Raw genomic sequence first — 24,838 nt, 5'->3', positions numbered from 1 at the left:
AAAAAATTTTATATGTTAAAACAACAATGAAAAACCTATACATCAATAACCGTTTTTTCTTCACGCTTTTCGGCGTGGGATTTACCTATATTTTGGCTTTTTTCTTTCCGGTTTTGATGTGGGTTGCGCATGGATTATTGACTTTGGTCGTGATCGCTTTTATTGTGGATTATATGCTTCTTTTTAATCAAAAAAATGCAATTCAGGCCCAAAGAATTTTACCGGAGAAATTATCAAATGGCGATCAGAATTCGATTAAAGTTGATTTAAAAAACAATTATCCTTTTACGATTAAAACAAAGGTGATTGATGAGATTCCGTTTCAATTTCAGAAGCGTGATTTTAATATTGAAAGAACCATTGATAAAAATAAAAATATCCTTTTTGAATACATCCTCGAACCGAAAGAACGCGGTGAATACAGTTTTGGTAATCTTAATGTTTTTGCGCGATCACCTTTAGGATTGGTTTCTAAGAGATTTACTTTTCAGAAAGAAGCAATGTTGCCGAGTTATCCGTCATTTATTCATTTAAGAAAATATGAATTGATGGCGCTTCAAAATGAGTTTCTTTTAGGTGGAATTAAAAAGATCCGTAAACTTGGGCACACGATGGAATTCGAACAGATCAAAGAATATGTTCCCGGCGATGATGTGCGAACGATTAACTGGAAAGCGACTTCGAAACGAAATCAGTTGATGGTGAATCAGTTTCAGGATGAGAAATCACAACGGATTTTCATGCTGATTGATAATGGCAGAACGATGCAAATGCCTTTCAATGGGTTGAGTTTGCTCGATTATTCGATTAATGCAACGATGGCTTTGAGTCATATTATTCTCAAAAAAAATGACCGCGCCGGAATGATGACGTTCTCGAAGAAAACGGAATATAAAGTCGCTGCTGATAATAAATCGGGACAGTTGCGAAAGATTTCGGAAGCACTTTATAATATTCAAACCAATTCATACGAAAGTGATTTCAGCAGATTGTATCAGGATGTAAAATACACGATTGGACAAAGAAGTTTGATTTTGCTTTTCACCAATTTTGAAATTTTGGATGCCGTAAACCGTCAAATGAAATACCTGCGTGGAATTGCTAAAAACCATTTGTTAGTAATCATTTTCTTTAAAAACTCTGAACTTCAAAGTTTAATCAACACCAATCCCGAAAATATTCAGGAAGTTTATGACGAAATTATCGCGGAGAAATTCGAGTACGAAAAGAAATTAATTATTCAGGAACTTCGAAAATATGGAATTTATACGGTTTATACTTTACCTGAAAATTTGAATATCGAAGTCATTAATAAATATTTAGAAATAAAAGCGAGAGGGATTTTGTAATTAAAATTCCTACTTTTACCTATTATTAATGAGATGTTTTTAGATTAAATATTTTCATTAATAATTTAAAACTCCAATTTTATGAAAATTACACTTAATAGAATCAACGACGATTATTTATTTGAATGCACCAATTCATTGGGCAACAAAATACTTTTAAACAATACTTCGCAATCGGAGAGTAAAGAAGGAGTTTCGCCGATGGAAACTATTCTTATGGCCGTCGCAGGTTGCAGTGGAATCGATATGGTTTCAATCCTAAAAAAGCAAAGACAGGAAATCACCAAGTTTTCTGCTGAAGTTACAGGTGAGAGAATTCAGGTTGATGAAGCAAAACCGTTTAAAACAATTACCGTTTCTTTTATGCTAGAAGGAAATATCGACCCCAAAAAAGCAGAACGTGCCGCAGCATTATCTTTCGAAAAATACTGTTCTGTTTCAAAAACCATGGAACCAAATGTAACGGTGAATTATGAGGTTTTTGTGAATGGAGAGAAAGTTGGAGAATAAATAAATTTCCTCTTAAAAAGAATAAAAGCAGCATTTCAAAATGCTGCTTTTTAATTATAGTCTATTTCGGTCTCGAGCCCATTCTCGGTTGGATTAATTTTGCAATCGTCGCCGTCCAGCCAGTTTGGTGAGAAGCACCAATTCCTTCGCCGGTATCGCCATTGAAATACTCATGAAACATAATGTAATTTTTAAAGAATTCATTGTGATTCAATAATTCATTTCCACCATTGAAAGGTCGGTTTCCGCGTTCGTCTTTACTGAAAATAGAGTAGAGTCGTTTACTTAAATCATTCGCAACAAAATCAAGATTGCGACTTTCACCGCTGTTGGTTGGATATTCGATTTGCAAACTATCGCCATAATAATAATGGAAACGCTGTAAACTTTCTACAATCAGGAAGTTAATAGGAAACCAAATTGGACCGCGCCAGTTGCTGTTTCCGCCGAACATGCTACTGTCACTTTCGGCTGCTGTATATTTTACTTTAAAATGTTTACCGTTAATATTAAACTCGTACGGAGTTTTTTCATACACTTTCGACATCGAGCGAATTCCATAATCAGACAGGAATTCATTTTCATCGACCATTCTACTTAGAACTCTTTTCAGTCTGGTTTTCCGCAGAATACTCATCATATGTTTTCCGCCTTTTCCTTCTACTTCCCAATGCGAAACCAAATCTGCGAGATGAGGTTTGTTTTTAAGAATCCATAGCATTCTATCCAGAAAATTTGGTAGTTTTTCCAGCATACTGTGTTCCACAATCTCTACGGCAAACAAAGGAATTAAACCAACAATACTTCTCAGTTTTAATGAAATAGAATCACCATTATTTAATTGTAAAAGATCGTAGAAAAATCCGTCTTCGTCATTCCATAAACCATTTTTCGTTTCGCCAATATTTTCCATGGCTTCAGCGATATATAAATAATGCTCGAAAAATTTAATCGCCATATCTTCGTAAATGGGATTGTATTGTGCCAATTCCATAGAGATCCGCATCATATTTAAAGCAAACATTGCCATCCAACTTGTGCCGTCGGCTTGCTCTAAATGGTCTCCGTTTTTGAATTCCATATTTCGGTCAAACGCACCTATATTATCCAAACCTAAGAATCCACCGCCGAATACATTATTTCCATTTTTATCCTTGCGGTTCACCCACCAGGTAAAATTCAATAACAATTTTTGAAAAACACTTTCCAAGAAAGGAACGTCGGGTTTTCCATTAATCATTTGATCAATTTTAAAAACTCTGAATGTTGACCAAGCGTGAACTGGCGGATTTACATCACTGAAATCCCATTCGTACGCTGGCAATTGTCCGTTTGGATGGATGTACCATTCCTTTGTTAATAATTTTAATTGATGTTTGGCAAAACCAGAATCTAAAATCGCAAAAGGAACACAGTGAAAAGCCAAATCCCAAGTCGCAAACCATGGATATTCCCATTTGTCAGGCATCGAAATTATGTCTTTGTTCTGCATGTGTTCCCATTCTTTATTTCGAACATGATGGTCGAAATTTCTTGGGGCTTCGAGATTAGGATCACCTTTCAACCATTTAGAAACATTGTAATGATAGAATTGTTTGTTCCATAATAAACCGGCAAAAGCTTGCCTTTGAATCATTTTCTCTTCTTCATCCGTAATCTCTTTCTGTATTCCACCGTAAAATTCATCTGCTTCTTTTTGTCTTAAACTAAAAACATCGTCGAAGTCAAAGAAGGCATTTTCCATTTCATGCGGACTCAATCGGAAATCGAAAGATTGACTTCCTCCCGCGTCGATTTCTGTGTTGATGATGAAGCACGCTTTTGTTCCGGATTTATCAGGATTCACCGCGTTTTTGTCGTCATGAACTAGAAAATTATTGATACCGTCTTTATAATATTTTGGTTCGCTGCTTGCGCCATGTATTTTTGCTGGATTACTTTCGTTATTGCAAAAAAGCGCTTCCGTATTTTGATCTCTGGAATATAATTTTATGACCGATAAAGACTCATGATGAATTTCAATATCACCACTCGCCGAAGATTTTAGGTGAGGTTCGTATTCGCCGTAGCCCCATCTCCAATTATTTCTAAACCAAAGTGTTGGAATAATAACCAGCGGTGCTTTATGTCCACTTCTATTTTTTGCAGTGACGCGAATCAAATAATCATCATGATTGATTTTAGCATATTCAATGAATATATCGAAGTAATTATTATCATTAAATATTCCCGTATCGATTAATTCAAACTCGGGATCTTGTTTTGATCTTCTTCTGTTTTCTGCAATTAAATGATCATAAGGAAATTCGTTAATCGGATATTTATACACCATTTTCATGTAGGAATGCGTCGGTGTATTGTCGAGATAATAGTAGATTTCTTTTACATCCTCGCCATGATTTCCTTCGTGATTACTCAAGCCGAAGAAACGTTCTTTGATCATTTTGTCTTTTCGATTCCAAAAAGAAAAGGCAAAACATAACCGTTGTTTTGCATCACAGATTCCTGCGATTCCGTCTTCACTCCAGCGATATGCTCTGCTGATTGCGTCATTGTAAGTGGTATATCCCCAGGCATTTCCATTATTGCTGTAATCCTCACGAACCGTTCCCCACTGTCTGTTACTAACGTAAGGTCCCCAGGTTTTCCAGTTTTCATCGAGCATTCTTTCTTTCTCCGTCGTCATTCTAAAATAATTTCTGCTGCGAAATTAAGGAATAAAAAATTTTCCTAAAATTTGTGAGGTTATATTTTAATGCTTTCCTTTGCACCGAAATAAGTTCATTTACATATTTGAAAATGTTATTAAGAAAGGTGGAGAGATTAGACTCAATGAAACCTTGGCAACCCTTCGGAAACGGAGAAGGTGCTACATTCTATCCCTATTTGGGAAGAGATAACAGAAACTATTTTTACCTTTCTCAGGTAGCATTTTCAATTTTAATTTTAAGAAAAATTGAAAACTTCGCTACAACATATCAAAATCAAAAATCATCAGTTAGTATCAGGAAAAATCCTTGATATCGATTTGTCGTATCAAATATTTGGTCAGGAATTACATTCTGCGCCAATTGTTTTGGTCAATCATGCTTTCACCGGAAATTCAAATGTTGCTGGAGAAAACGGTTGGTGGAATTCTTTAATCGGTGAAGACAAAATCATTGACACCAATACTTTCTCTGTCATTTGTTTTAATATTCCAGGAAACGGTTTCGATGGAAATTTAATTGAAAATTACCAGGATTTTAAACCGAAAGATATTGCAAATATTTTCCTTCAAGGTTTATCATTTTTAAAAGTTTCTAAACTTCATACTTTAATTGGCGGTTCGTTGGGAGGCGCGATTGGTTGGGAAATGTTAGCGATTAGTCCTGATCTGGCAGAAAATTTTGTTCCGATTGCGTGTGATTATAAAACATCTGATTGGTTGAATGCACAATGTTTGGTTCAGCAATATTTGTTGGATCAACCACATCAACCTTTGCAAAAAGCCAGAGTACACGCCATGTTGTGTTATCGAACTCCTGCATCTCTAAACGAAAGATTTAAAAACGAAATTCATCCTGAAAAGCAAATTTTAAATTCCCATGACTGGCTCAATTTCCACGGTGAAAAATTAAACGGGCGATTTAGTCTGGAGGCTTATCGATTGATGAATCATTTGTTAATGACCATTAATACAGATGAAAAACAATTAAATAAAATCGAAGCAAATATTCATCTCATCGGTGTTGATTCTGATTTGTTTTTTCCAGCTTTTGAAATGCATCGATGTCGAGATTCTTTAATGCCTATAAAATCAAACACTTTTTATCACGAAATAAAATCCATTCACGGGCACGATGCTTTTTTAATGGAATACGAACAACTCAATCAAATTTTAAATAATATCATTCATGAAAAATAATAACGAAATAAAGATTTTAAAAAATAAATCAATCATCAAATTCGAAGGAAAAGATTTCTTAGGTGAAATCGGTATTGATGGCAGAATCTTTAAGGCATTGACTTACGCAAGAATTAGCGTTGGTGTAATTTCTCAACAAGCCGTAGAAAACGGGATTTCAGTTTTAGTCAACGAAAGCGACTCTGAAAAAGCCGTAAACTGTTTGATCGACGAGTTCGAAAGCGAGAGAAAATCGGGGAAAGTAAATCAAATTTTCAGTGTTAATAACGTTTCCGTGTTAGGTTTTGTGGCTAAAGATTTTAATAAAATCACTTCTGAATTAGGAAGAAATAATATTTTTCCATTGATTCTAAATCAAGTCTCTACAGAGAATCGAATTAATTTGGTGGTTACTTCTAGTCAAGATGAGAAAGCGAAAAATATCATCGAAGCAGAGATTTTTTCAAAACCTAAAACCGTTCATTTAGCGATGATTGGTCACGGTAAAGTTGGATCGACTTTGATTAACCAGGTATTAGAAAATTCAGAAGTAATCCGCAATCGTAAAAAACTTGATTTAAAAATCGTTGCGGTGGCAAATTCCAGAAAGATTGCCTTTAATAAAAATGGCTTTAATGAAAATTGGGAGCAGGATGTTTTAGTGGCAGAACATGAATCGAATATGGATTCTTTAATTAAATTCTCACAGGTTAATCAATTAGAAAACTTAATCGTAGTCGATAATACGGCGAGTGTAGATTTTGTGAAAAATTATACGCGTTTGGCAGAAAATGGTTTTGATCTGGTTTCTTCAAATAAGATTTTCAACACTTTACCAATTTCTGAATACCGCAATTTCAGACATATTTTAAATAAGAAAAATAAAAAATATCTCTATGAGACAAATGTTGGCGCTGGTTTACCTTTAATTGATACCATTAAATTGCTGCATTTGTCGGGCGAAAATATCACTCGAATTAAAGGCGTTTTCTCCGGTTCGCTCAGTTATATTTTTAATAATTTTTCAGTGAGAGACGAGAAATTTTCTACCATTTTAAAAGAAGCCATGGATCAAGGATTTACAGAACCCGATCCGCGCGAAGATTTATCAGGAAACGATGTAGCGCGGAAACTTTTAATCCTGGCAAGAGAACTTGATTTAAGTAATGAATTTAGCGACATCAGTGTTCAAAGTTTAATTCCGGAAAGTTTAGTGAATCTTGATAAAGATGATTTCCTAAACAGTTTGGATGTGTTAGATGCTCATTTCGATGAAGTGAAAAAGAATCAAAAAGAAAATCATGTTCTACGTTTGATAGGCGACTTACATGGCGATTTGCAGAAGGAAAAAGGAGAACTTGATGTTCAGTTAATTTCTGTTCCCGCCAATTCTGCACTTGGACAATTAAAAGGTTCAGATTCTATTTTTGAAATTTACACGGAAAGTTATGGCGAGAATCCGATCGTAATTATGGGTGCCGGAGCCGGAGCCAAAGTAACTGCCCGTGGTGTATTCGGAGATATTCTAAGATTGTCTGAAAATAAATAACCGTCATTTTAATTTATTTAAAAAAAATGAAAAATACAGCAGCACTTTATAAAGCCTTAAACGAAAGAATCCTCGTCCTCGATGGAGCGATGGGAACGATGCTTCAACGCTATAAATTTTCGGAAGAAGATTACCCCGGCGAACGATTCAAAGATTGGGAATATTTTTTAAAAGGAAACAACGATTTGCTTTCACTGACGCAACCACAAGCCATCGAAGAAGTTCATAGAAAGTATTTAGAAGCCGATGCTGATATTATAGAAACGAATACTTTTTCTGGAACAACCATCGCCATGGCAGATTATCACATGGAAGAATTGGTTTACGAACTCAATTATGAATCTGCGAAAATTGCGAGAAAGATTTGTGATGAATTTACCAATCTCAATCCTGACAAACCAAGATTTGTTGCGGGTTCGATGGGACCAACCAATAAAACCGCAAGTTTAAGTCCGGATGTTAATGATCCGGGTTTTCGCGCCATCACTTTTGATGAATTGCGTTTGGCGTATAAATTACAGGCAGAAGCACTTTTAGATGGCGGTTCAGATATTCTTTTGGTAGAAACAATCTTCGATACTTTAAATGCTAAAGCCGCACTTTTTGCGATTGATGAAATTCAGGAGGAAAGAAATATTAAAATTCCAATCATGGTTTCAGGAACGATTACCGATGCGTCAGGAAGAACTTTGAGCGGACAAACTGCAGAAGCATTTTTGATTTCAATCTCGCATTTAAATTTATTGAGTGTCGGATTAAACTGTGCTTTAGGAGCGAAACAGTTGACGCCTTATTTAGAAACCTTATCCAAAAATTCAGATTTCTTTATTTCGGCTTATCCAAATGCTGGATTACCAAATGCTTTCGGTCAATACGATGAAAGTCCAGAATTCATGGCAGAACAAATTCGCGAATATGCCGAAAAAGGTCTCATCAATATTATTGGAGGTTGTTGTGGAACGACACCACCACATATTAAAGCGATTGCAGATTTGGTGAAGGATTATGAACCTAGAAAAATTAGCGTCAAAATCTAAAACTGTAAAAATCGATAGCAATTGAACATGAATGAATCATCGTAAGACAGTGGTAAAATGTTACATTGATAAATTGTTGAATATCACCGTAAAGCCACGAAGTGGCGCAATCAATAGCATTGGGTAAGCGAAGCGCGGCCCAATGAATATAGAATACGAAAGAAATAAATTAAGGTCTGAAAGACTGAAATCAAAAACATAACTAAGCAAAGTGCAGCCGTATGAATTCAGAAATTTTATATATGTAATTACAATAAATACAAAAAAAATGGGACAATCTTTAAACAAAATCTATGTGCATTTGGTTTTTAGTACCAAACACAGAAGTCCTTTAATAACAGAAGCAATACAAGAAGAATTGTTTAATTATTTAGGAGGTATTTGTAAAAATTTGGAATGTAATCCGGTTCAAGTTGGTGGACATAAAGATCACGTTCATATTTTATGTTTATTATCAAAGAAGATTGCCTTAATGAAACTGCTGGAAGAGGTAAAGTCACATTCTTCAAAATGGATCAAAACAAAAGGTAAGGAATTCGAAAATTTCTATTGGCAAAATGGATATGGAGCATTTTCGGTAAATCCGACTGAAATTGAAGTGGTGAAAAAATATATTATTAATCAGGAAGAACATCATCAAAAGAAATCATTTCAGGAAGAATTTTTAGGATTTTTAAAGAAATATGATGTTGAATATGATGAAAGATATGTTTGGGATTAAAATATGGTCAAGGATTTCGCCACTTCGTGGCTTTGATTCACACCGTTTATTTTCATTGGGCTGCACCCAATGCTATTGATGTCGCCACTTCGTGGCTTGTATATGAAAATGCTCTGTTTCATTGGGTTTTTCCAATGTTGATTATAACGCCAATTCATTGCGCTTCACATAATGCTGATGATTGCGCCACTTCGTGGCTTTTAAAAAGAATAAGAAAAAATGAAATATCTAAAACTCTCAGGTCTCGAACCTTTAATTACAACGCCGGAATCCAATTTTATTAATGTTGGAGAACGAACCAATGTCGCTGGTTCTAAAAAATTTCTTCGATTAATTAAAGAGGAAAAATATTCAGAAGCCATTGATGTTGCCCGTGATCAGGTTGACGGCGGTGCACAAATCTTAGATGTCAATTTTGATGATGGATTACTTGACGGAAAATACGCGATGGTGAAATTCCTGAATTTAATCGCTTCAGAACCCGATATTTCGCGAATTCCTATTATGATTGATTCTTCGAAATGGGAAATTCTTGAAGCCGGATTGCAAGTCGTTCAAGGAAAATGTGTGGTAAATTCCATTAGTTTAAAGGAAGGCGAAGCGGAATTTATTCATCATGCGAAAACCATTAAAAGATACGGCGCAGCAGTAATTGTAATGGCTTTTGATGAAAATGGACAAGCCGACAATTACTACCGAAGAATAGAAATCTGCAAAAAATCATATGATATTTTGGTCAACAAAGTTGGTTTTCCTTCCGAAGATATTATTTTCGATTTGAATATATTCCCCGTTGCAACCGGAATGGACGAACACCGAAGAAATGCTTTGGATTTTATCGACGCTACAAAATGGGTTCGTGAAAATCTACCGAATGTTTCAGTGAGTGGCGGAGTTTCGAACGTTTCGTTTTCGTTTAGAGGAAATGATAATGTTCGGGAAGCGATGCATTCTGTTTTTCTATATCATGCGATTAAAGCGGGAATGAATATGGGAATCGTGAATCCGACCATGTTGGAAGTCTATGATGAAATCCCGAAAGAATTATTGGAATTGGTTGAAGACGTGATGCTCGACCGAAGAGATGATGCGACCGAAAGATTATTGGATTATTCTGAAAGAGTAAAATCAACCAAGAAAGAATTTGTAGAAGAACTAGAATGGCGGAAAGAGCCTTTACAAGATAGAATTACCCATGCTTTAGTCAAAGGTATCGACCGTTTCATCATAGAAGATGTAGAAGAAGCAAGAACAGGTTCTAAAAGACCGTTGAATGTTATTGAAATTAATTTAATGACCGGAATGGGCGTTGTCGGCGATTTATTCGGAAGTGGAAAAATGTTTTTGCCGCAAGTTGTAAAATCTGCGCGCGTAATGAAAAAGGCTGTGGCTTATTTACAACCTTACATTGAAGCAGAAAAGGATGAAAAACAAAAACCGAACGGAAAAATATTAATGGCAACTGTAAAAGGTGATGTTCACGATATTGGTAAAAATATTGTGAGTGTAGTTTTGGGTTGTAACAATTATGAAATCATCGATTTAGGAGTGATGGTTCCTGCTGACAAAATTATTCAGGCAGCGATTGATCATCAAGTTGATGTTATTGGATTGAGCGGATTGATTACCCCGAGTTTAGATGAAATGGTTCACGTTGCTGATGAATTGCAGAGAAAGAATCTAAATTTTCCTTTGTTAATTGGAGGTGCTACAACTTCGAAAGCACATACTGCGGTAAAAATATTTCCGAAATATGGGCATACCGTCGTTCATGTGAATGATGCTTCAAGAGCGGTTGGTGTGGTTTCTCAATTGTTGGATCATAATAATGTGCAATATAAAGCTGATTTAAAAGTCGAGTATGAGGATTTCCGCGAGAAGTTTTTGAACCGCCAAATTGATAAAGAATATGTTTCCATTGAAGATGCGAGAAAACAAAACTTTACCATCGATTGGGAAAATGAAGAAATCGTAAAACCTAAAAATTTAGGAATTCATATTATAGAAAATCAGGATTTACGAGAATTGCTGGACTTTATGGACTGGACTCCATTTTTCAGAAGTTGGGAACTCCACGGGAAATTCCCGCAGATTTTGACTGATGAGGTCGTCGGTGAACAGGCCACAGAATTATTTAAGGAAGCAAAAGTTTTACTTGATAAAATTCTCGATGAAAAGTTATTCACGGCAAAAGGAATTTTCGGAATTTTCCCTGCAAACTCAACCAATCAAGATGATGTTTTGGTTTACGATGAGGAGGGAAATCAGTTAGCGAAATTCCATACTTTAAGACAACAACTGAAGAAATCTGCTGGAAAAGAATATCACGCTTTGAGTGATTTTATTGCTCCTGAAAGTTCAGGCAAACAAGATTATGTCGGAGCGTTTGCCGTAACAACTGGTTTCGGAACAGAAGAATTGGCGAAAATATATTACGATGATGGCGATGATTATAACGCAATTATTGTTAAGGCATTAGCCGACCGTTTAGCAGAAGCCTTTGCGGAATTCTTGCATCATAAAGTTCGAACAGAATTTTGGGGTTATGCAGAAGATGAAACTTTAGAAAATGAAGATTTAATCGCCGAGAAATATTTGGGAATTCGTCCGGCTCCTGGTTATCCGGCTTGTCCAGATCATTTGGAGAAAACTACGATTTGGAATTTATTAAAAGTCAAAGAAAATATAGGTTTAGAATTAACAGAAAGTCTGGCCATGTTTCCAACGGCTGCCGTTTCCGGTTATTATTTTGGAAATCCAAAATCGAAATATTTTGGAGTTGGAAAAATTTCAGAAGATCAGTTGATAGATTATGCAGAAAGAAAAAGTGTTGATTTAGAATTTGCGAGAAAATGGCTGAGTCCGAATTTAGCAGATTAATTAATGAGCACTGTTAAAGTTTTAACTCACAGCGCTTAACTAAATTCTAATTGATAGATTAACTAACAATGAAAAAACAAAAATTCAAAAAGATAAGAGGGAAAAATAAACTCTTGAGAAATATTGAAAAATGGAAAAAATATAATTTGTTTTTCGATCAAGAACTTTTAAAGGAATATAATTATTTGACTTCTAAATGGATGGTTCGTCCTTGGAGCGATTTACTTCGTACTAAATACCCTTATCCCGAACCAAATGGAGAGTTTCGTGAAAAAAATATCGAATCATTCATAGAAATTTATAAAAATTGGAAAATAGAATTAGACAAATTACAAGTAGATTATTATTTGAAAATTTGGATTTTCTTTCCAAACTTCAGAGAAAGTCAAGTTGTGTGCGCGATAGGTGATAAAATTGAATGGTACGAAAATGTTTTTTTTGAGAATGATGAAAAACTAGACTTTCCAGAAAATGAATTTAGTAAAGAAACAAATGAATTATTAAGCAATTTTTCTTGGGAGCATTGTTCTTCGGAAGAGGTATTTGACGATAACGAAGTTGGAGAAGAAGATGAATACGCTTCAAAAAAAGATTATTTAGACTCTAAAAAATGGTTTGAAAACTTCTTAAAATCTGAACATAGAATCTATCAGTTTATAGATGAAAATAAAGAAAATAAAACTTACCATTATTTAAAGACTGATGATGTTTGGGTCGGCGAAATTAAAAAAAACGAAAATAAGTAAATGAAAATCACAGATCATCTAAAAAACGCCAACGGAAAAAGGTTGTTCTCCATAGAAATTATTCCACCAACCAAAGGAACAGGAATCGAAGATTTATATAAAAACATTGATCCTTTAATGGAGTTTAAACCACCATTTATCGATGTTACAACTTCACGGGAAGAATATATTTATCTGGATAAAGGCAACGGTTTGATGGAACGAAAAATCACGAGAATGCGGCCGGGAACTTTGGGGATTTGTGCGGCGATTCAACATAAATATAATGTAGATACCGTTCCACATGTTTTGTGTGGCGGTTTTACCAAAGAAGAAACTGAATATCTTTTGGTAGATTGTATGTATCTCGGAATTGAAAATGTGATGGCGTTGCGTGGTGATGCAATGAAAGGGCAACAGTATTTTGAACCCACAATCGGCGGCCATAAAAACGCCACAGATTTGGTGTGTCAAATGAATGATTTGGGACGTGGAAAATATTTACATGATGAAAATTTCAGTGACGAAAATAACAAGTTTTGCATTGGTGTTGCAGGTTATCCTGAAAAGCATATCGAAGCGCCATCGATGAATTATGATTTAAAATGGCTGAAACAAAAAGTAGATGCCGGTGCAGATTATGTGGTTACTCAGATGTTTTTTGATAATGAAAAATTCATCGATTTTGTAAAAAGTGCCCGTGAAATTGGAATTAATGTTCCGATTATTCCAGGGATTAAACCAGTTGCAACCAAGAAACAATTGCAACTTCTGCCACAAGTTTTCAAAATCGATTTGCCGGAAGATTTAATTTCAGCGATCGAAAATGCAAAAGATAATGCCGCCGTAAAACAAATAGGTATCGAATGGACGATTAATCAATGTCGTGAATTATTGAATTTTGGAGTGCCTGTTTTGCATTTTTACTCGATGGGTAAAAGTGATAATATTAAAAAAATCGCTCGGGAACTTTTTTAATTAAATTAATTAAGAATCGTCTATGGATGAAAGTGTAATGATTTACAAGAAAAAGCCAAATTTTAAATTTTTAAAACTTGGCTTTTTCTATCGTTAATTTATTGATTCAGGAAATTTCCTAATTTTATTAAATCCTCTTCTCGGTTTAGTTTGATTTTATTTTTATCAATGAAATCTTTTATTTCTTTTGCTTTTTCCGGTAATTCAGCTGCTAATTCTTTAGTGCTTTTCGGCATCTTAATAAAACGATTTTCGGTCTTAATAAAATAAATAGATTTTTGAGGAATAAATTGTGCTGGACTTCCTGCTATTAAAGTATTTGGTGCGGGAGTAGCAGGTAAGTATTTTGTACTCACCTTTTTTAATATCCGATATTTCCCATCAGTTAATTCGAAGAAATATCCGGAATATAAATCGTCGGTTTTTACAAAAACTAATTTCTCTTTAGTTGTTAGAAACGTAAACGCTGGAGTAGGCTCGTCTTTTGGAAGTTCGTAAACATCTTCTTTTTCCACCACTTCGATCGTGTCTAAAAAAATATTGTATCGAAGAGGAACCGTACTTGAGGTGTCGCCAATTTTTGCGTTGGTGAATTGAGGATAATAATAGGGGATTCCCTGAATGTCTGAATATTTAATCTTGCTTTTTCCGTTATTAGATTCATCAATTTGTTGATTGAAACGGGCATTACGGGAAATTTCACCCAAACTAATTTGTTGAGCCTGCAAAATGGTTCCAGTAATTAACAGTGAAAGTAGACCAATGAATCGATTCATATTTTCAATTTTTAAAAATATAATTTAACGGACTTTAGATTGTGAAACTTGCTGAAATGATGTTGGAAATTTACTTATTAATGAATTTTGCTATTCGAACTAAATCTACTTCTTGGTTGATTTTCAATTTGTTGGATTTAATGAATTCTGCAATCTCATCTTTGTTCGCTGAGAATTGATTTACGAAATCTTTGGTGTTTTTTGGAACTTTTACAAATTGGTTATTAATTTCGAAATAATAAACTGGATTTATATTTTCAAATCTTGGCGCAACAGCTGAGGTAAATGAATTAACTGCTGGAACTTCAGGTCTGAATTCAGATTTAAGCTTTTTCAACAAACGGTTTTTGCCAGGAACCAATTCGAAATAATAACCTTCCATTTCTCCAGAGTTCAGATACACCAAAACCTCAGGTGAATTAACGTACTCGATTTTAGAATATTTTTCAGTTTTTGGCAAAATATAAATGTTTCCATCTTTCAAAATCTCCATGGTATCGGTGTATTTATTATACCGCACGTTTATTAAAGTGGTTGCATTTTCTATTTTCGCTGATACAAATGTATCGTTATAATAAGCATTCCCACCAATGTCACCGTAAGTTAGCTGGCCTTTTGGTGTATTGATTTTATCCATGAATTTATTGAAACGATAAGCTTCATTAAATATATTTGCCTGAGCATTCATTGATATTGATGCTGCAATGAGAAGAATTGAAGTTATTAACGATTTCATTGTATTTTATTTAAAGATCTTGTAAATATACTTTTATTTTAAATATAAATTAATCCATATGATTATATTTCCTCATCAAGTTTTCATAAAGATTTTGGGGCAAAATCCATTTCAAGGGAATGCCAATTTTCTGTCCGAATTTTCCGAAGTAAAAATGAGCTTTCCAGGATTTTTTAGCTAACAATTTTTCAATGTATTCTGCGACTTCGATTGGTTCTGTTCCGTCATCGACGTGAGAATTCATTATCGCATATACTTTGTTAAAGGTTTTTTGATACGGTTCAGAAACCTTAGTTTTTACTCTATTTTCAGCAATATTGGTTTTAATGTCGCCTAAATGTAAAGTGCAAACCTGAATATTCCAGAGAGAAACTTCATAACGAATTGCTTCTGTCACTTTATCTAAAGCTGATTTCGACGCTGAATAAAATCCACGAAACGGAAGTCCCATTTCACTGCCGATACTTGAAATGTTAATGATCTTTCCTAATTTCTGTTCGCGCATTTTAGGCAGCACAGCGGTCATCATTTGTACAGAACCAACGAGATTTAAATTAAATAATTTTAGAATTTCCTCTTGAGTGGAATCTTCCACTGCGCCAACCATTCCCATTCCAGCGTTGTTAATCAGCACGTCGATTCTAGTTTCAGTCTTTAAAACTTTGGCAATAGCATTTTGAACTTGAGCATTATCTGTAATGTCGGTCGGAATCGTTTTGAAATAATTGGATTCTATATTTTTTCTGCTTAAGCCGAAAACGGTATGTCCTTTTTTGCCGAGATATTCAGCCAAAGTAAAACCAATTCCGGCAGAAGTTCCGGTGATAAGTATTGTCATTCTTTTAAAGTAAAGGTTTCTTAAAATAATTAATATCCGCGCAGATTTTCCAACATCACTTTGTCTTTTTCTGCAGGTGTTAATTGATTATTATATCCTTTCAACGCCGATTCCCAATCTCCATAACCTGAATTTGGCAACATAATAAAACGTTTTCCAAATTCATTAGAATTTTGATCAACCAGTTCGTTGCGCTCAGTTTGTGGTTTTTTATTAAATATTTTTGAAAAATCTGCTAAATTATCACCCATATAAATAATGACATCGTAATTTTTTAAAACTTCTAAACGTCGTGCTTCTTTATCAGAAGTGGTACCTCTCAATAGTAGATGAGCGTCATCAGCATTTGGAAATCCTAAATCTTTAAGATTTTTAAGGGTTCCAATTCTATCCGATTCAGCACGATTTGAAATATAAAAAATCGTTATCTTTTTTGAAGCAGCATAATTAAAGAAATTCAGCGAGCCGGGATATGCTTTTGCTTCACCTTTTGAGGTCCAGTTCATCCAGGTTTTTGCATCGTAATCTTTTCCTTGTTCAGCTTCTGTCACGGCGTACGGCGAATTGTCTAAAAAAGTTTCGTCGATGTCTGTAATAATAGCTAAAGGTCTTTTTGATGGTTTTTTTAAATTCTCATCAATTCTCAACTGAGCAAGATTAAACGCTTGATAGCACAAAGCACGAAATTCACCAGCATTTTGTTGCCAAACTGCCGAGAAAACTTTTCCATTTAACGAAATATTATGGAGCGATTGCTTTGAATTCCCAGCTGTTTGATCCGGTGAAGTATTGACAACAACTTTACAAGAAGTCATAAAGACCATTAAAATGGAGACGGCAGTTATTTTTAAAGTTTTCATTATTTTGAAGATATTTATTTAAAATTAATTTTAAAGTGGTTTAGAGTCTGTTTAAATTTTTAATAAAACACATTATTCACGTACGACCTAGTTTTCAATTTTGAAAATATCTAAAACACAAAGTTGAAAATTTTTAATTTTCGGAACTTATGTGATCTTTCAGAAGTAGTTTTTACTTAAAACTTTTGTGACTTTGTGGTTGTTTTTTAATGTTAAATTTAAACAGTCTTTTAAAGAATAGTTTTTGTAACAATGTCAAAATCTTCCCAAAACTGCGGATAGGATTTTTCTACCACGTTTTTATTTTCAATCGTTAAAGCTTTAATCAAGCAAAATGGGGCGAAACTCATTGCCATTCGGTGATCGTCGTACGTTTCGATAGAAGTGATTTCATTCGGCTCGAAGAATTTTGTCGAATATATAGATTCCTCCGTGATTTCAGAAATACAGCCGATTTTAAAAAGTTCATTTTTCAACGCAACCAAACGATCGGTTTCTTTTACTTTTAAAGTCGATAATCCTGTAATCTCAAATGGGGTTTTTAAAGCCGTTGCCGTTACACAAAGCGTTTGCGCAATATCCGGACAATCATTCATATCCAATGAAATAAGTTCTGGAAAAACGAAAGTGCTTTCTGGCATTAATGAAATTTTACTTTCCGAACCTTGCGAAATTGTATTCACGCCGAAGAAATCCCAATAGATTTCTTTGATTACAGAATCGCCTTGTAGCGAGTGCGGACGGAAACTTTTAAGGTTAATCGATTTTCTTCCAATCGCTGCCAAAGAATAAAAATAGGACGCAGAGCTCCAGTCACTTTCCGTAATGCATTTCGTGATTTGCGAACTTTTATCACTTTGAATATTCGGAAAAATCGTGATAATTTGATCTTCCCATTGATTGGCAATTCCTACATTTCTCAGGACTTTCAAAGTCATTTCTAAATAAGGTCGTGAGGTTATTTTTCCTACCAAATTAATCTCTAAACCGTTTTCTAATTTCGATCCAATCAACATTAAAGAAGAAATAAACTGACTCGAAATATCCGCCGGAATCGAGACTGCCCTTTTTTCCAGTTTCTTACCAACGATTTTTAAAGGTGGAAAACCTTCTTTTTCCAGATAAGAAATGTCAGCGCCTAAATTTCGCAAAGCATCAACTAAATACTGAATTGGACGTTGTTTCATGCGATCAGAACCTGTTAAAACCGTCGTTCTCCCTTCTTGAATCGAAAGATAAGAAGTCAGAAATCGCATCGCAGTTCCGGCGTGATGAATGTCGATAATTTCGCCCTCGCTTTCCAAAGCTTTTTGTAAAAGTTGCGTATCCTGAGAGTTCGAAAGATTCTCAATCGTCAGGTTTTCAAACAGAGCGCTCAAAATCAAAAGACGATTCGAAATACTTTTCGAACCGCTTATATTAATGGTTTCATTGTCTTTTAAGGTTGATTTTTCCAGCCTCATTTTCATCTGATTGTTTTATAAATTATTTCAATTTCTCATTATTCTGATGACGGTCTTTGTCGCGGTCCGTTTTTACTTTCATTTTTCGGTCAAACGCTTCCTGCAAGTTCGTTCCCGTCTGATTTGCCAAACATAAAGTAACAAATAAAACATCAGCTAATTCTTCACCAAGGTCTTTCGTTTTGTCAGATTCCTTTTCACTTTGTTCGCCATATCTTCTGGCGATAATTCGGGCTACTTCACCAACTTCCTCAGTAAGCATCGCCATATTCGTGAGTTCGTTAAAATACCGAACGCCTATATTTTTAATCCATTCGTCAACCTCTTCCTGAAGTTTTGTGATTTCCATATTTTGAAATTAAGTAGGATAAAATTTATCTCTTTTTTTATTTGGGCAGACATTTGGCGAAGCCGAATCTTTTTTAATTTTTTATTGTTTTTTTATGGCAGCGATTTCCGCCTTCCACTCCCAATCTTTTTGCCTATGCTTTTGCCCTCGCAAAAAAAAGGATTTCCGTTCAAGTCGGGCTGCAGATTCCGCTCCTTTTTATAGATGTTTAAAATTGAAAGAACCGTATTCTATTGATAAGCGCCCATACTCGGGTTTACAGTTCTCGAGACTTTTACAATATCCAGAGGAACAGTCGCCGCAACAGCAGCATTTCCTTTTCCTTTTGCCGGAGAATCATCTTTCAGTCTCAAGTTCATTTTTTGCGTGAAATAATTCTGAAATTTCGGATCTTGATTTTTAATTGAACCTGCATCTACATTATAGTTTGCCGTACTTCCATATTTCAATAAAGACGTTTGGAAACTGTAATTAAAAGTTTGTCCAGCAGTTGGTTTAAAAAGAACTGCGTTGTCATTATCGGTATAAATAATCGAGTTTTTAATATTCAAAGTCAAAGCACCTTGTTCAATCGAAGTACCGTTATTGTATTCGTTGGTCGCGTACAATCCCAACCCCGCCATTGCGGAATTCAGATTCCAGTAATTCGCCAAAGTAGAGTGGGTGATGTTATACGTTCCACCTTTGAAAATTCCAAAATCAGCTTCACCACAATTGTTCATTACTAAGTTTTTAGCGGTAACGTTAGAATTGATGGCCAAAATCCCAAATTCCTGATGCGTATGGAAAATAGAGTTTTCAATAGTTGCCGTCGTTTGATTCATTGCTAAACCAACTGTTCCACCGAAAACTTTTGCATAATTCATGATTAAAGTAGAATTAGGATCCATCGAAATTCCTTGCCAGTTTTTAGGAATGGTGTCATATCTTGTATCATTTCGATCTCCACGGAAAATAACTTCTTCTCCTAAATCACCATTGACATTAAGCTTGGCGTTTTTAGAAATTTTCAAACCGCTGTTTTTATGGAAATAAATTTTAGTTCCTTTTTGAATATTCAAGGTGGTCCCATCTGCAAGCGTCAAATCTCCGAAAATGATTTTTGCTTTATCATTCGTCCAGTTGGTATTGGAGCTTAAAACATTCGGATTCGTTTTACTTTCAATATAAAATTCAGCATCCTGAACTACGGAAAATAAAGTCACGTGCTGATTTCCCGCCGGCGTTTGAAGATTAATACGATCTTCGGCAATCGCTTCTGGCGCATTCGCAATCGGTGCAATTTCTACGAAAATATATAAACTGTCTTTTTTTCTCAACGGAATATTAGTAAAATCGGTTCCTGCTTTTCCATCAACATTAATTCTATAAAGAGATCCAGCTCCGTTTTCAAGAGAGATTTTCGGAATCATGACATCTTTATCTTCGTTGTTGTAAATTTTTACGGCATAAGTTTCCGAGCGAACTTGATTATAAACCGTATCCAGGAAAAGAGTGTCTTCTGAGAAGCGCAACAGTTGAGAAGGGCTTTCAAAGTTGATGTCATCTCTATTACAACTGATTACAGTTAATAAGGTCCAAAATCCGAAAGCGAGAATAAGTTTAAATTTGTTCATTTATGTAGGAGTAGATGTAGGTTTCAAATTTAATTAAAAATGTTGAACAGAAAAATTATTAATTTAGTTGAGATACTATTTGGAGATTAGAAAAATATTTGTACTTTTGCGGTCTAAAATTTGGCAGAGAAATACCATTACTATTTCGAAAGCAAAGCTTTAATTATTAAAAAATAAATTTAGTTATGAAAAACGGAATCCACCCAGAAAATTATAGACTTGTTGTTTTCAAAGATATGAGTAACGACGAGATGTTTCTTTGCAAATCTACTGCAGATACCAAAGACACTATTGAATTCGAAGGATCAACTTATCCATTAATCAAAATGGAAATCTCTTCAACTTCTCACCCTTTCTATACCGGAAAAGTGAAATTAGTTGATACTGCAGGTAGAGTTGACAAATTCATGAACAAGTACAAAAAATTCGCAAAGTAATTTTCGAATTTTAATGATAATTAAAGTCTTTCAAGTTTCTTGAAAGACTTTTTTTAGTGTAAATTTGTTTCATACATGGCGGAAGCGATGAAGTATAAAAGATTTTAAACCACAAAGTCACAAAGTTAACTTGATAAAAAGTTTAAAATCTCCTCTTTAAAGACCACGAAGCTTAGAAAACCTTTAGATTTTCACTTTGTGAACTTCTTAATTGGTTTTTAAAGCATTCTTTTGTGACTTTGTGGTTGAAGAATTAAATATTTCATGTGGTGCCAATTATAAAATATCATTTTTCAACTTTCAATTATAATCTATGCAACTTGTATTTTCAGATGCCCAGTTTTGGGAAGATTTTTTACCACTTACTTTTACAAGGCCTGTCGCAGAAATGCGTTGCGGAATTTTGACCTTTTCAGAAAGATGGCAAAAGTTGTTGGGCTCTTCCGAGGTTTCGTATCTCACCGAAGATTATCTACAGGAGAAATTTAAAAAATACGAACTCAAAGAAAGTCTTTTCATTGTTCCTAATTTTTTGCCAAGCGAAAATCTTTTAAATCAAATTAAAGATTTGCAATTAGGTGAAGCTTTGGTTTACAAAGACGAATTAATCGCAGTTCGAATTAATATGGATGATTTTTCTTTAAATCAGATTAGTAAAATGACTGATATTGAAGAAGAAGTTTTGTTCTTTAATCAGCCAACTGATCTGTTTTCATATAATGATAAGGCGATTGAATTCGATTTTGACTTGCTTACCAAAGGAAGAACTTCAATGCCGCTTTCACCAACTAATGGACTTTTAGGAGACGAAAAAGATTTATTTATCGAAGAAGGAGCAGAGGTGGAGTTCTCTACTTTAAATACCAAAACCGGAAAAATCTATATCGGCAAAAATGCAGAAGTGATGGAAGGTTGTAATCTTCGCGGTCCAATTGCGCTTTGTAATGATTCTAAATTTAATTTAGGAGCGAAAATTTACGGTGCAACCACAATTGGTCCTCATTGTAAAGTCGGTGGTGAAGTGAATAATATCGTGATTTTTGGATATACCAATAAAGGTCATGACGGATTCATCGGGAATTCAGTTATTGGAGAATGGTGTAATCTCGGTGCAGATACCAATTCTTCAAACCTTAAAAATAATTACGCCATCGTCAAATTGTGGAATTATAAAACGAAAAAATTCGTGAATACAGGATTGCAATTTGCTGGTTTAATAATGGGTGATCATTCCAAAGCAGCCATCAACACTCAGTTTAATACAGGAACAGTTGTTGGTGTTGCCGCCAATATTTTCAAAAGCGGATTTCCACCCAATTTAATCGATAGTTTTTCTTGGGGAGGAATGAAAGGCGACGAAAAATTCAAATTAGAAAAAGCTTACGAAGTTGCCGAATTGGCAATGGGAAGAAGAAAGGTCCCTTTTACGGAAATCGATCAAAAGATTCTGAAAACGATTTATGAAAATTATTAAACTTTGATAAGGTTTTTAAAGCCAACTTTTAATTTAGTTGGCTTTAGTTTTTTAAGTCTGTTTTCGAAATCAAACATTTGTCATAACTTTTATTCATTCTAAATAACAAAAAATTCCGTAAATTTGACACTCAATTTATTATTAAGAATTATGTTGACAAAAGATAAAGTTCAGGCATTTCTGAAAGAAATAGAAGTAGATGATTTAGTTCATAATTTCCAGGTAATGGGAAATGATGTGTATATCGATATGACCGCGCATTCACCGGCAATGCACGAAAAGAAGAAATTAGAAGCTGCCATGAAACAGGCATTCGCTTCTGAATTTGGAGAGGAAATCGTTTTGAAATTAAAAATTGCTTCTCCGGAACCTTCCGAAATTCAGCAAAGTCAAATCAAAGGAAAACAGATTAAAGGAATCCAGAATATTATCGCCATTGCTTCAGGTAAAGGTGGTGTTGGAAAATCTACAGTTGCCGCGAATATTGCTGTGACTTTAGCAAAAATGGGTTTCAAAGTTGGGATTTTAGATGCCGATATTTACGGACCTTCAGTTCCGACCATGTTTGATACAGAAGGTGCAAAACCAATCTCTGTCGAAATCGACGGTAAAAGTTTGATGAAACCAGTGGAGAATTACGGCGTGAAAATGTTGTCTATCGGATATTTCTCCGGAGCAAATCAAGCGGTCGTTTGGAGAGGTCCAATGGCTTCAAAAGCTTTGAACCAAATGATTCGTGATGCTGCTTGGGGAGAATTAGATTTCCTTCTAATTGATTTACCTCCAGGAACTGGTGATATTCACTTGTCAATTATTCAGGAAGTTCCGGTAACGGGAGCGGTGATTGTAAGTACACCACAGCATGTTGCCCTTGCCGATGTTAAAAAAGGAATCGCAATGTTCCAGATGGAAAGCATTAATATTCCAGTTTTAGGTTTAATCGAAAATATGGCGTATTTTACCCCTGAAGAATTACCAGATAATAAATATTATATTTTCGGAAATCAAGGAGCTCAATATTTAGCAGAAGATTTAGGAATTCCTGTTTTAGGAGAAATTCCTTTAATTCAAAGTATCCGTGAAGCGGGCGATGTTGGACGACCAGCCGCTTTGCAGGAAGGATCTTTAATTGCTGACATCTATATGAAGACCACTCAGAATATGATTGAAAGTTTGGTCGAAAGAAATAAAAATCTTCCAGCAACGGAAGCGGTAAAAATCACAACCATGGCAGGTTGTTCTCCTAAAAAATAGGAAGCAATAATTCCTTTCCTTTAAAAAATTAAAAAATATTAAAGGTTTTTGGGAGGTGATTTTTATGATAACAAATCATGATTTAAAAGAATGAACAAAGAAATAAAACACGAAGAAACAGTAACCAAAGTAATGGATGCGCTTGAAAGTATCAGACCGTTTTTAAATAAAGATGGTGGCGATATCGAACTCATCGATGTGCAGGGTCAAACTGTTTTGGTCAAACTTATCGGGAACTGCAATGGCTGTCCCATGAGTTTTTCTACCATGAAGTTGGGAGTGGAAACCACGGTGAAACAATATGCTCCAGAAATTCTGGAAGTGTTGGCCGTGGAGTAGTTTTAAATTTAAAGATTTGATACAATTAGGAACGGACTTTTGTCCGTTTTTTATTTGAAAAGCTTTTAGCAGAAGTAATTTCAATTATTTCTTTAAATCTAAAACTGATTGAAATTAAATTAATATTTTAGCAGATTAAACGATTATTATATGATTGCCATAATAGACGGCGGTTCGACCAAATGTGATTGGGTGATCCTGGAGAATTCGGGAAAACCTCATTTGAAGACAACAACTTTAGGGTTTAATCCCAATATTATAAATCCTGATTTTATTGGTCAGGAAATTGACAGAAACCAAGACTTATTTTTTGTGAAAAATCACATCGAAAAAGTATTTTTTTACGGTTCAGGTTGCGGTACAGCACAAAATGTAAAAAGAGTAGAAAATGAGTTTATAAAAGCTTTTCCTCAAGCAGAAGTTCGGATTAAAGAAGATATGACCGCTGCGGCTTATGCAGCCTACACTGGGAAACCGGCGATTGTTTGTATTTTGGGAACGGGTTCTAATTCCTGCTTTTTTGATGGTGAAAAGATCAGAATAGATTTACCTTCACTCGGTTTCCTGATCGGTGACGAAGGCAGCGGAAGCGCTTTAGGAAAGCATTTACTGCGTCGTTTTTTTATGAAGAAACTCCCAGCGGATTTGGAACGTGATTTTATTAAAACGTATAATCTGACTATTGAAGAGGCCATCAAAATGATGTATCATAATCCGAGAGCCAATGCGTACTTGGGAGAATTCAATAAATTTATTGCCGAACATAAAGCTCATCCTTATTTTCAAAATATGGTTTTCGATGAAATGAAAAACTTCCTTGATTACCAAGTTCTTCCTTATCCCGAATCGGGTGAAATCGAAATTAATTTCATCGGTTACATCGCATATATTTACGAAGATATTTTACGAGCAGCTGCGGCAGAACTTAATTTAACCATTGGAAAAGTAGTTCAAAAACCAATAGAAAGTTTGGTCGATTATCATAAGAAATACATCTTAAACCTCGACTAATCTTTTAATATCATTATTAAAGAATTTATTTAAAACATACATCGATAGAG

Annotated in this window: 22 protein-coding genes and 1 riboswitch; of the genes, 14 read left to right on the top strand and 8 right to left on the bottom strand. The window is 34.8% G+C overall.

The features are described from left to right. Positions 1-26: 26 nt before the first annotated feature. Both Q73A0000_RS10470 and Q73A0000_RS10465 read left to right on the top strand, forming a co-directional pair. Complete coding sequence (locus Q73A0000_RS10470; protein WP_193810913.1) at positions 27-1,349, top strand: DUF58 domain-containing protein; 1,323 nt, start codon at positions 27-29, stop codon at positions 1,347-1,349. Positions 1,350-1,430: 81 nt separating this feature from the next. Then, a complete protein-coding gene (locus tag Q73A0000_RS10465) occupies positions 1,431-1,859 on the top strand; it encodes an OsmC family protein (protein WP_193810912.1) in 429 nt (142 codons plus the stop codon). Between the two features lie 61 nt (positions 1,860-1,920). Here the strand turns inward: Q73A0000_RS10465 and Q73A0000_RS10460 are convergent, their stop codons facing one another. After that, entirely contained in the window at positions 1,921-4,545 is a 2,625-nt protein-coding gene (locus Q73A0000_RS10460) for an MGH1-like glycoside hydrolase domain-containing protein (RefSeq protein ID WP_193810911.1), read from the bottom strand. Between the two features lie 113 nt (positions 4,546-4,658). Beyond that, positions 4,659-4,762: riboswitch (SAM riboswitch) on the top strand. Positions 4,763-4,815: 53 nt separating this feature from the next. Between Q73A0000_RS10460 and Q73A0000_RS10455 the strand changes: the two genes are divergently transcribed. The 7 genes from Q73A0000_RS10455 to metF all read left to right on the top strand — a co-directional run bounded on the left by Q73A0000_RS10455 (position 4,816) and on the right by metF (position 13,635). Further along, positions 4,816-5,766, top strand: a complete 951-nt coding sequence (locus Q73A0000_RS10455) for an alpha/beta fold hydrolase (protein ID WP_193810910.1) — start codon at positions 4,816-4,818, stop codon at positions 5,764-5,766. Continuing rightward, on the top strand, positions 5,756-7,294 hold the full coding sequence (locus tag Q73A0000_RS10450; RefSeq protein ID WP_193810909.1) for an ACT domain-containing protein: 1,539 nt from the start codon (positions 5,756-5,758) through the stop codon (positions 7,292-7,294). Before Q73A0000_RS10455 ends, Q73A0000_RS10450 begins: the two co-directional genes overlap by 11 nt. 26 nt (positions 7,295-7,320) lie before the next feature. Further along, a complete protein-coding gene (locus Q73A0000_RS10445) occupies positions 7,321-8,331 on the top strand; it encodes a homocysteine S-methyltransferase family protein (RefSeq protein WP_193810908.1) in 1,011 nt (336 codons plus the stop codon). A 268-nt stretch (positions 8,332-8,599) separates the two neighbouring features. After that, positions 8,600-9,052: an IS200/IS605 family transposase gene (gene tnpA / locus Q73A0000_RS10440; RefSeq protein ID WP_193810907.1), complete on the top strand. Its 453-nt coding sequence runs from the start codon at positions 8,600-8,602 to the stop codon at positions 9,050-9,052. A gap of 219 nt (positions 9,053-9,271) precedes the next feature. After that, the gene (metH, locus tag Q73A0000_RS10435) at positions 9,272-11,932 is read left to right on the top strand and encodes a methionine synthase (RefSeq protein WP_193810906.1); all 2,661 of its coding nucleotides are present in this window, start codon (positions 9,272-9,274) and stop codon (positions 11,930-11,932) included. A 68-nt stretch (positions 11,933-12,000) separates the two neighbouring features. Beyond that, the gene (locus Q73A0000_RS10430) at positions 12,001-12,678 is read left to right on the top strand and encodes a hypothetical protein (protein ID WP_193810905.1); all 678 of its coding nucleotides are present in this window, start codon (positions 12,001-12,003) and stop codon (positions 12,676-12,678) included. Continuing rightward, complete coding sequence (gene metF, locus Q73A0000_RS10425) at positions 12,679-13,635, top strand: methylenetetrahydrofolate reductase [NAD(P)H] (RefSeq protein WP_193810904.1); 957 nt, start codon at positions 12,679-12,681, stop codon at positions 13,633-13,635. 98 nt (positions 13,636-13,733) lie between these two features. Here the strand turns inward: metF and Q73A0000_RS10420 are convergent, their stop codons facing one another. The 7 genes from Q73A0000_RS10420 to Q73A0000_RS10390 form a co-directional block, all read right to left on the bottom strand. Further along, on the bottom strand, positions 13,734-14,411 hold the full coding sequence (locus tag Q73A0000_RS10420) for a hypothetical protein (RefSeq protein WP_193810903.1): 678 nt from the start codon (positions 14,409-14,411) through the stop codon (positions 13,734-13,736). 70 nt (positions 14,412-14,481) lie between these two features. Further along, positions 14,482-15,147 carry a hypothetical protein gene (locus Q73A0000_RS10415; RefSeq protein WP_193810902.1) on the bottom strand — a complete coding sequence of 222 codons (666 nt, stop codon included), beginning with the start codon at positions 15,145-15,147 and terminating at the stop codon, positions 14,482-14,484. A 49-nt stretch (positions 15,148-15,196) separates the two neighbouring features. After that, positions 15,197-15,985: an SDR family oxidoreductase gene (locus tag Q73A0000_RS10410; RefSeq protein ID WP_193810901.1), complete on the bottom strand. Its 789-nt coding sequence runs from the start codon at positions 15,983-15,985 to the stop codon at positions 15,197-15,199. Between the two features lie 29 nt (positions 15,986-16,014). Continuing rightward, positions 16,015-16,845 (bottom strand): 5'-nucleotidase, lipoprotein e(P4) family, encoded by an 831-nt coding sequence (locus Q73A0000_RS10405; protein ID WP_193810900.1) that lies wholly within the window; start codon positions 16,843-16,845, stop codon positions 16,015-16,017. Positions 16,846-17,075: 230 nt separating this feature from the next. Beyond that, positions 17,076-18,308: a 3-phosphoshikimate 1-carboxyvinyltransferase gene (locus tag Q73A0000_RS10400; protein WP_193813700.1), complete on the bottom strand. Its 1,233-nt coding sequence runs from the start codon at positions 18,306-18,308 to the stop codon at positions 17,076-17,078. Positions 18,309-18,330: 22 nt separating this feature from the next. Next, positions 18,331-18,657 (bottom strand): nucleotide pyrophosphohydrolase, encoded by a 327-nt coding sequence (locus tag Q73A0000_RS10395; RefSeq protein WP_193810899.1) that lies wholly within the window; start codon positions 18,655-18,657, stop codon positions 18,331-18,333. A gap of 230 nt (positions 18,658-18,887) precedes the next feature. Then, positions 18,888-20,273: a hypothetical protein gene (locus tag Q73A0000_RS10390; protein ID WP_193810898.1), complete on the bottom strand. Its 1,386-nt coding sequence runs from the start codon at positions 20,271-20,273 to the stop codon at positions 18,888-18,890. 185 nt (positions 20,274-20,458) lie between these two features. Between Q73A0000_RS10390 and Q73A0000_RS10385 the strand changes: the two genes are divergently transcribed. The 5 genes from Q73A0000_RS10385 (at position 20,459) to Q73A0000_RS10365 (ending at position 24,788) form a co-directional block, all read left to right on the top strand. Continuing rightward, entirely contained in the window at positions 20,459-20,710 is a 252-nt protein-coding gene (locus Q73A0000_RS10385; protein WP_193810897.1) for a type B 50S ribosomal protein L31, read from the top strand. 313 nt (positions 20,711-21,023) lie between these two features. Beyond that, positions 21,024-22,184: a GlmU family protein gene (locus Q73A0000_RS10380; RefSeq protein ID WP_193810896.1), complete on the top strand. Its 1,161-nt coding sequence runs from the start codon at positions 21,024-21,026 to the stop codon at positions 22,182-22,184. A gap of 150 nt (positions 22,185-22,334) precedes the next feature. After that, entirely contained in the window at positions 22,335-23,438 is a 1,104-nt protein-coding gene (locus tag Q73A0000_RS10375) for an Mrp/NBP35 family ATP-binding protein (protein ID WP_193810895.1), read from the top strand. 90 nt (positions 23,439-23,528) lie between these two features. After that, a complete protein-coding gene (locus Q73A0000_RS10370; RefSeq protein ID WP_193810894.1) occupies positions 23,529-23,777 on the top strand; it encodes a NifU family protein in 249 nt (82 codons plus the stop codon). 150 nt (positions 23,778-23,927) lie between these two features. Continuing rightward, the gene (locus Q73A0000_RS10365) at positions 23,928-24,788 is read left to right on the top strand and encodes a BadF/BadG/BcrA/BcrD ATPase family protein (RefSeq protein ID WP_193810893.1); all 861 of its coding nucleotides are present in this window, start codon (positions 23,928-23,930) and stop codon (positions 24,786-24,788) included. The last annotated feature ends 50 nt before the right edge of the window (positions 24,789-24,838 follow it).

Origin of the sequence: Kaistella flava (ex Peng et al. 2021), assembly GCF_015191005.1 — a bacterium.
In the GTDB taxonomy this organism is placed as follows: Bacteria; Bacteroidota; Bacteroidia; order Flavobacteriales; family Weeksellaceae; genus Kaistella; species Kaistella flava.
This window is presented reverse-complemented; position numbering and strand designations above follow the sequence as displayed.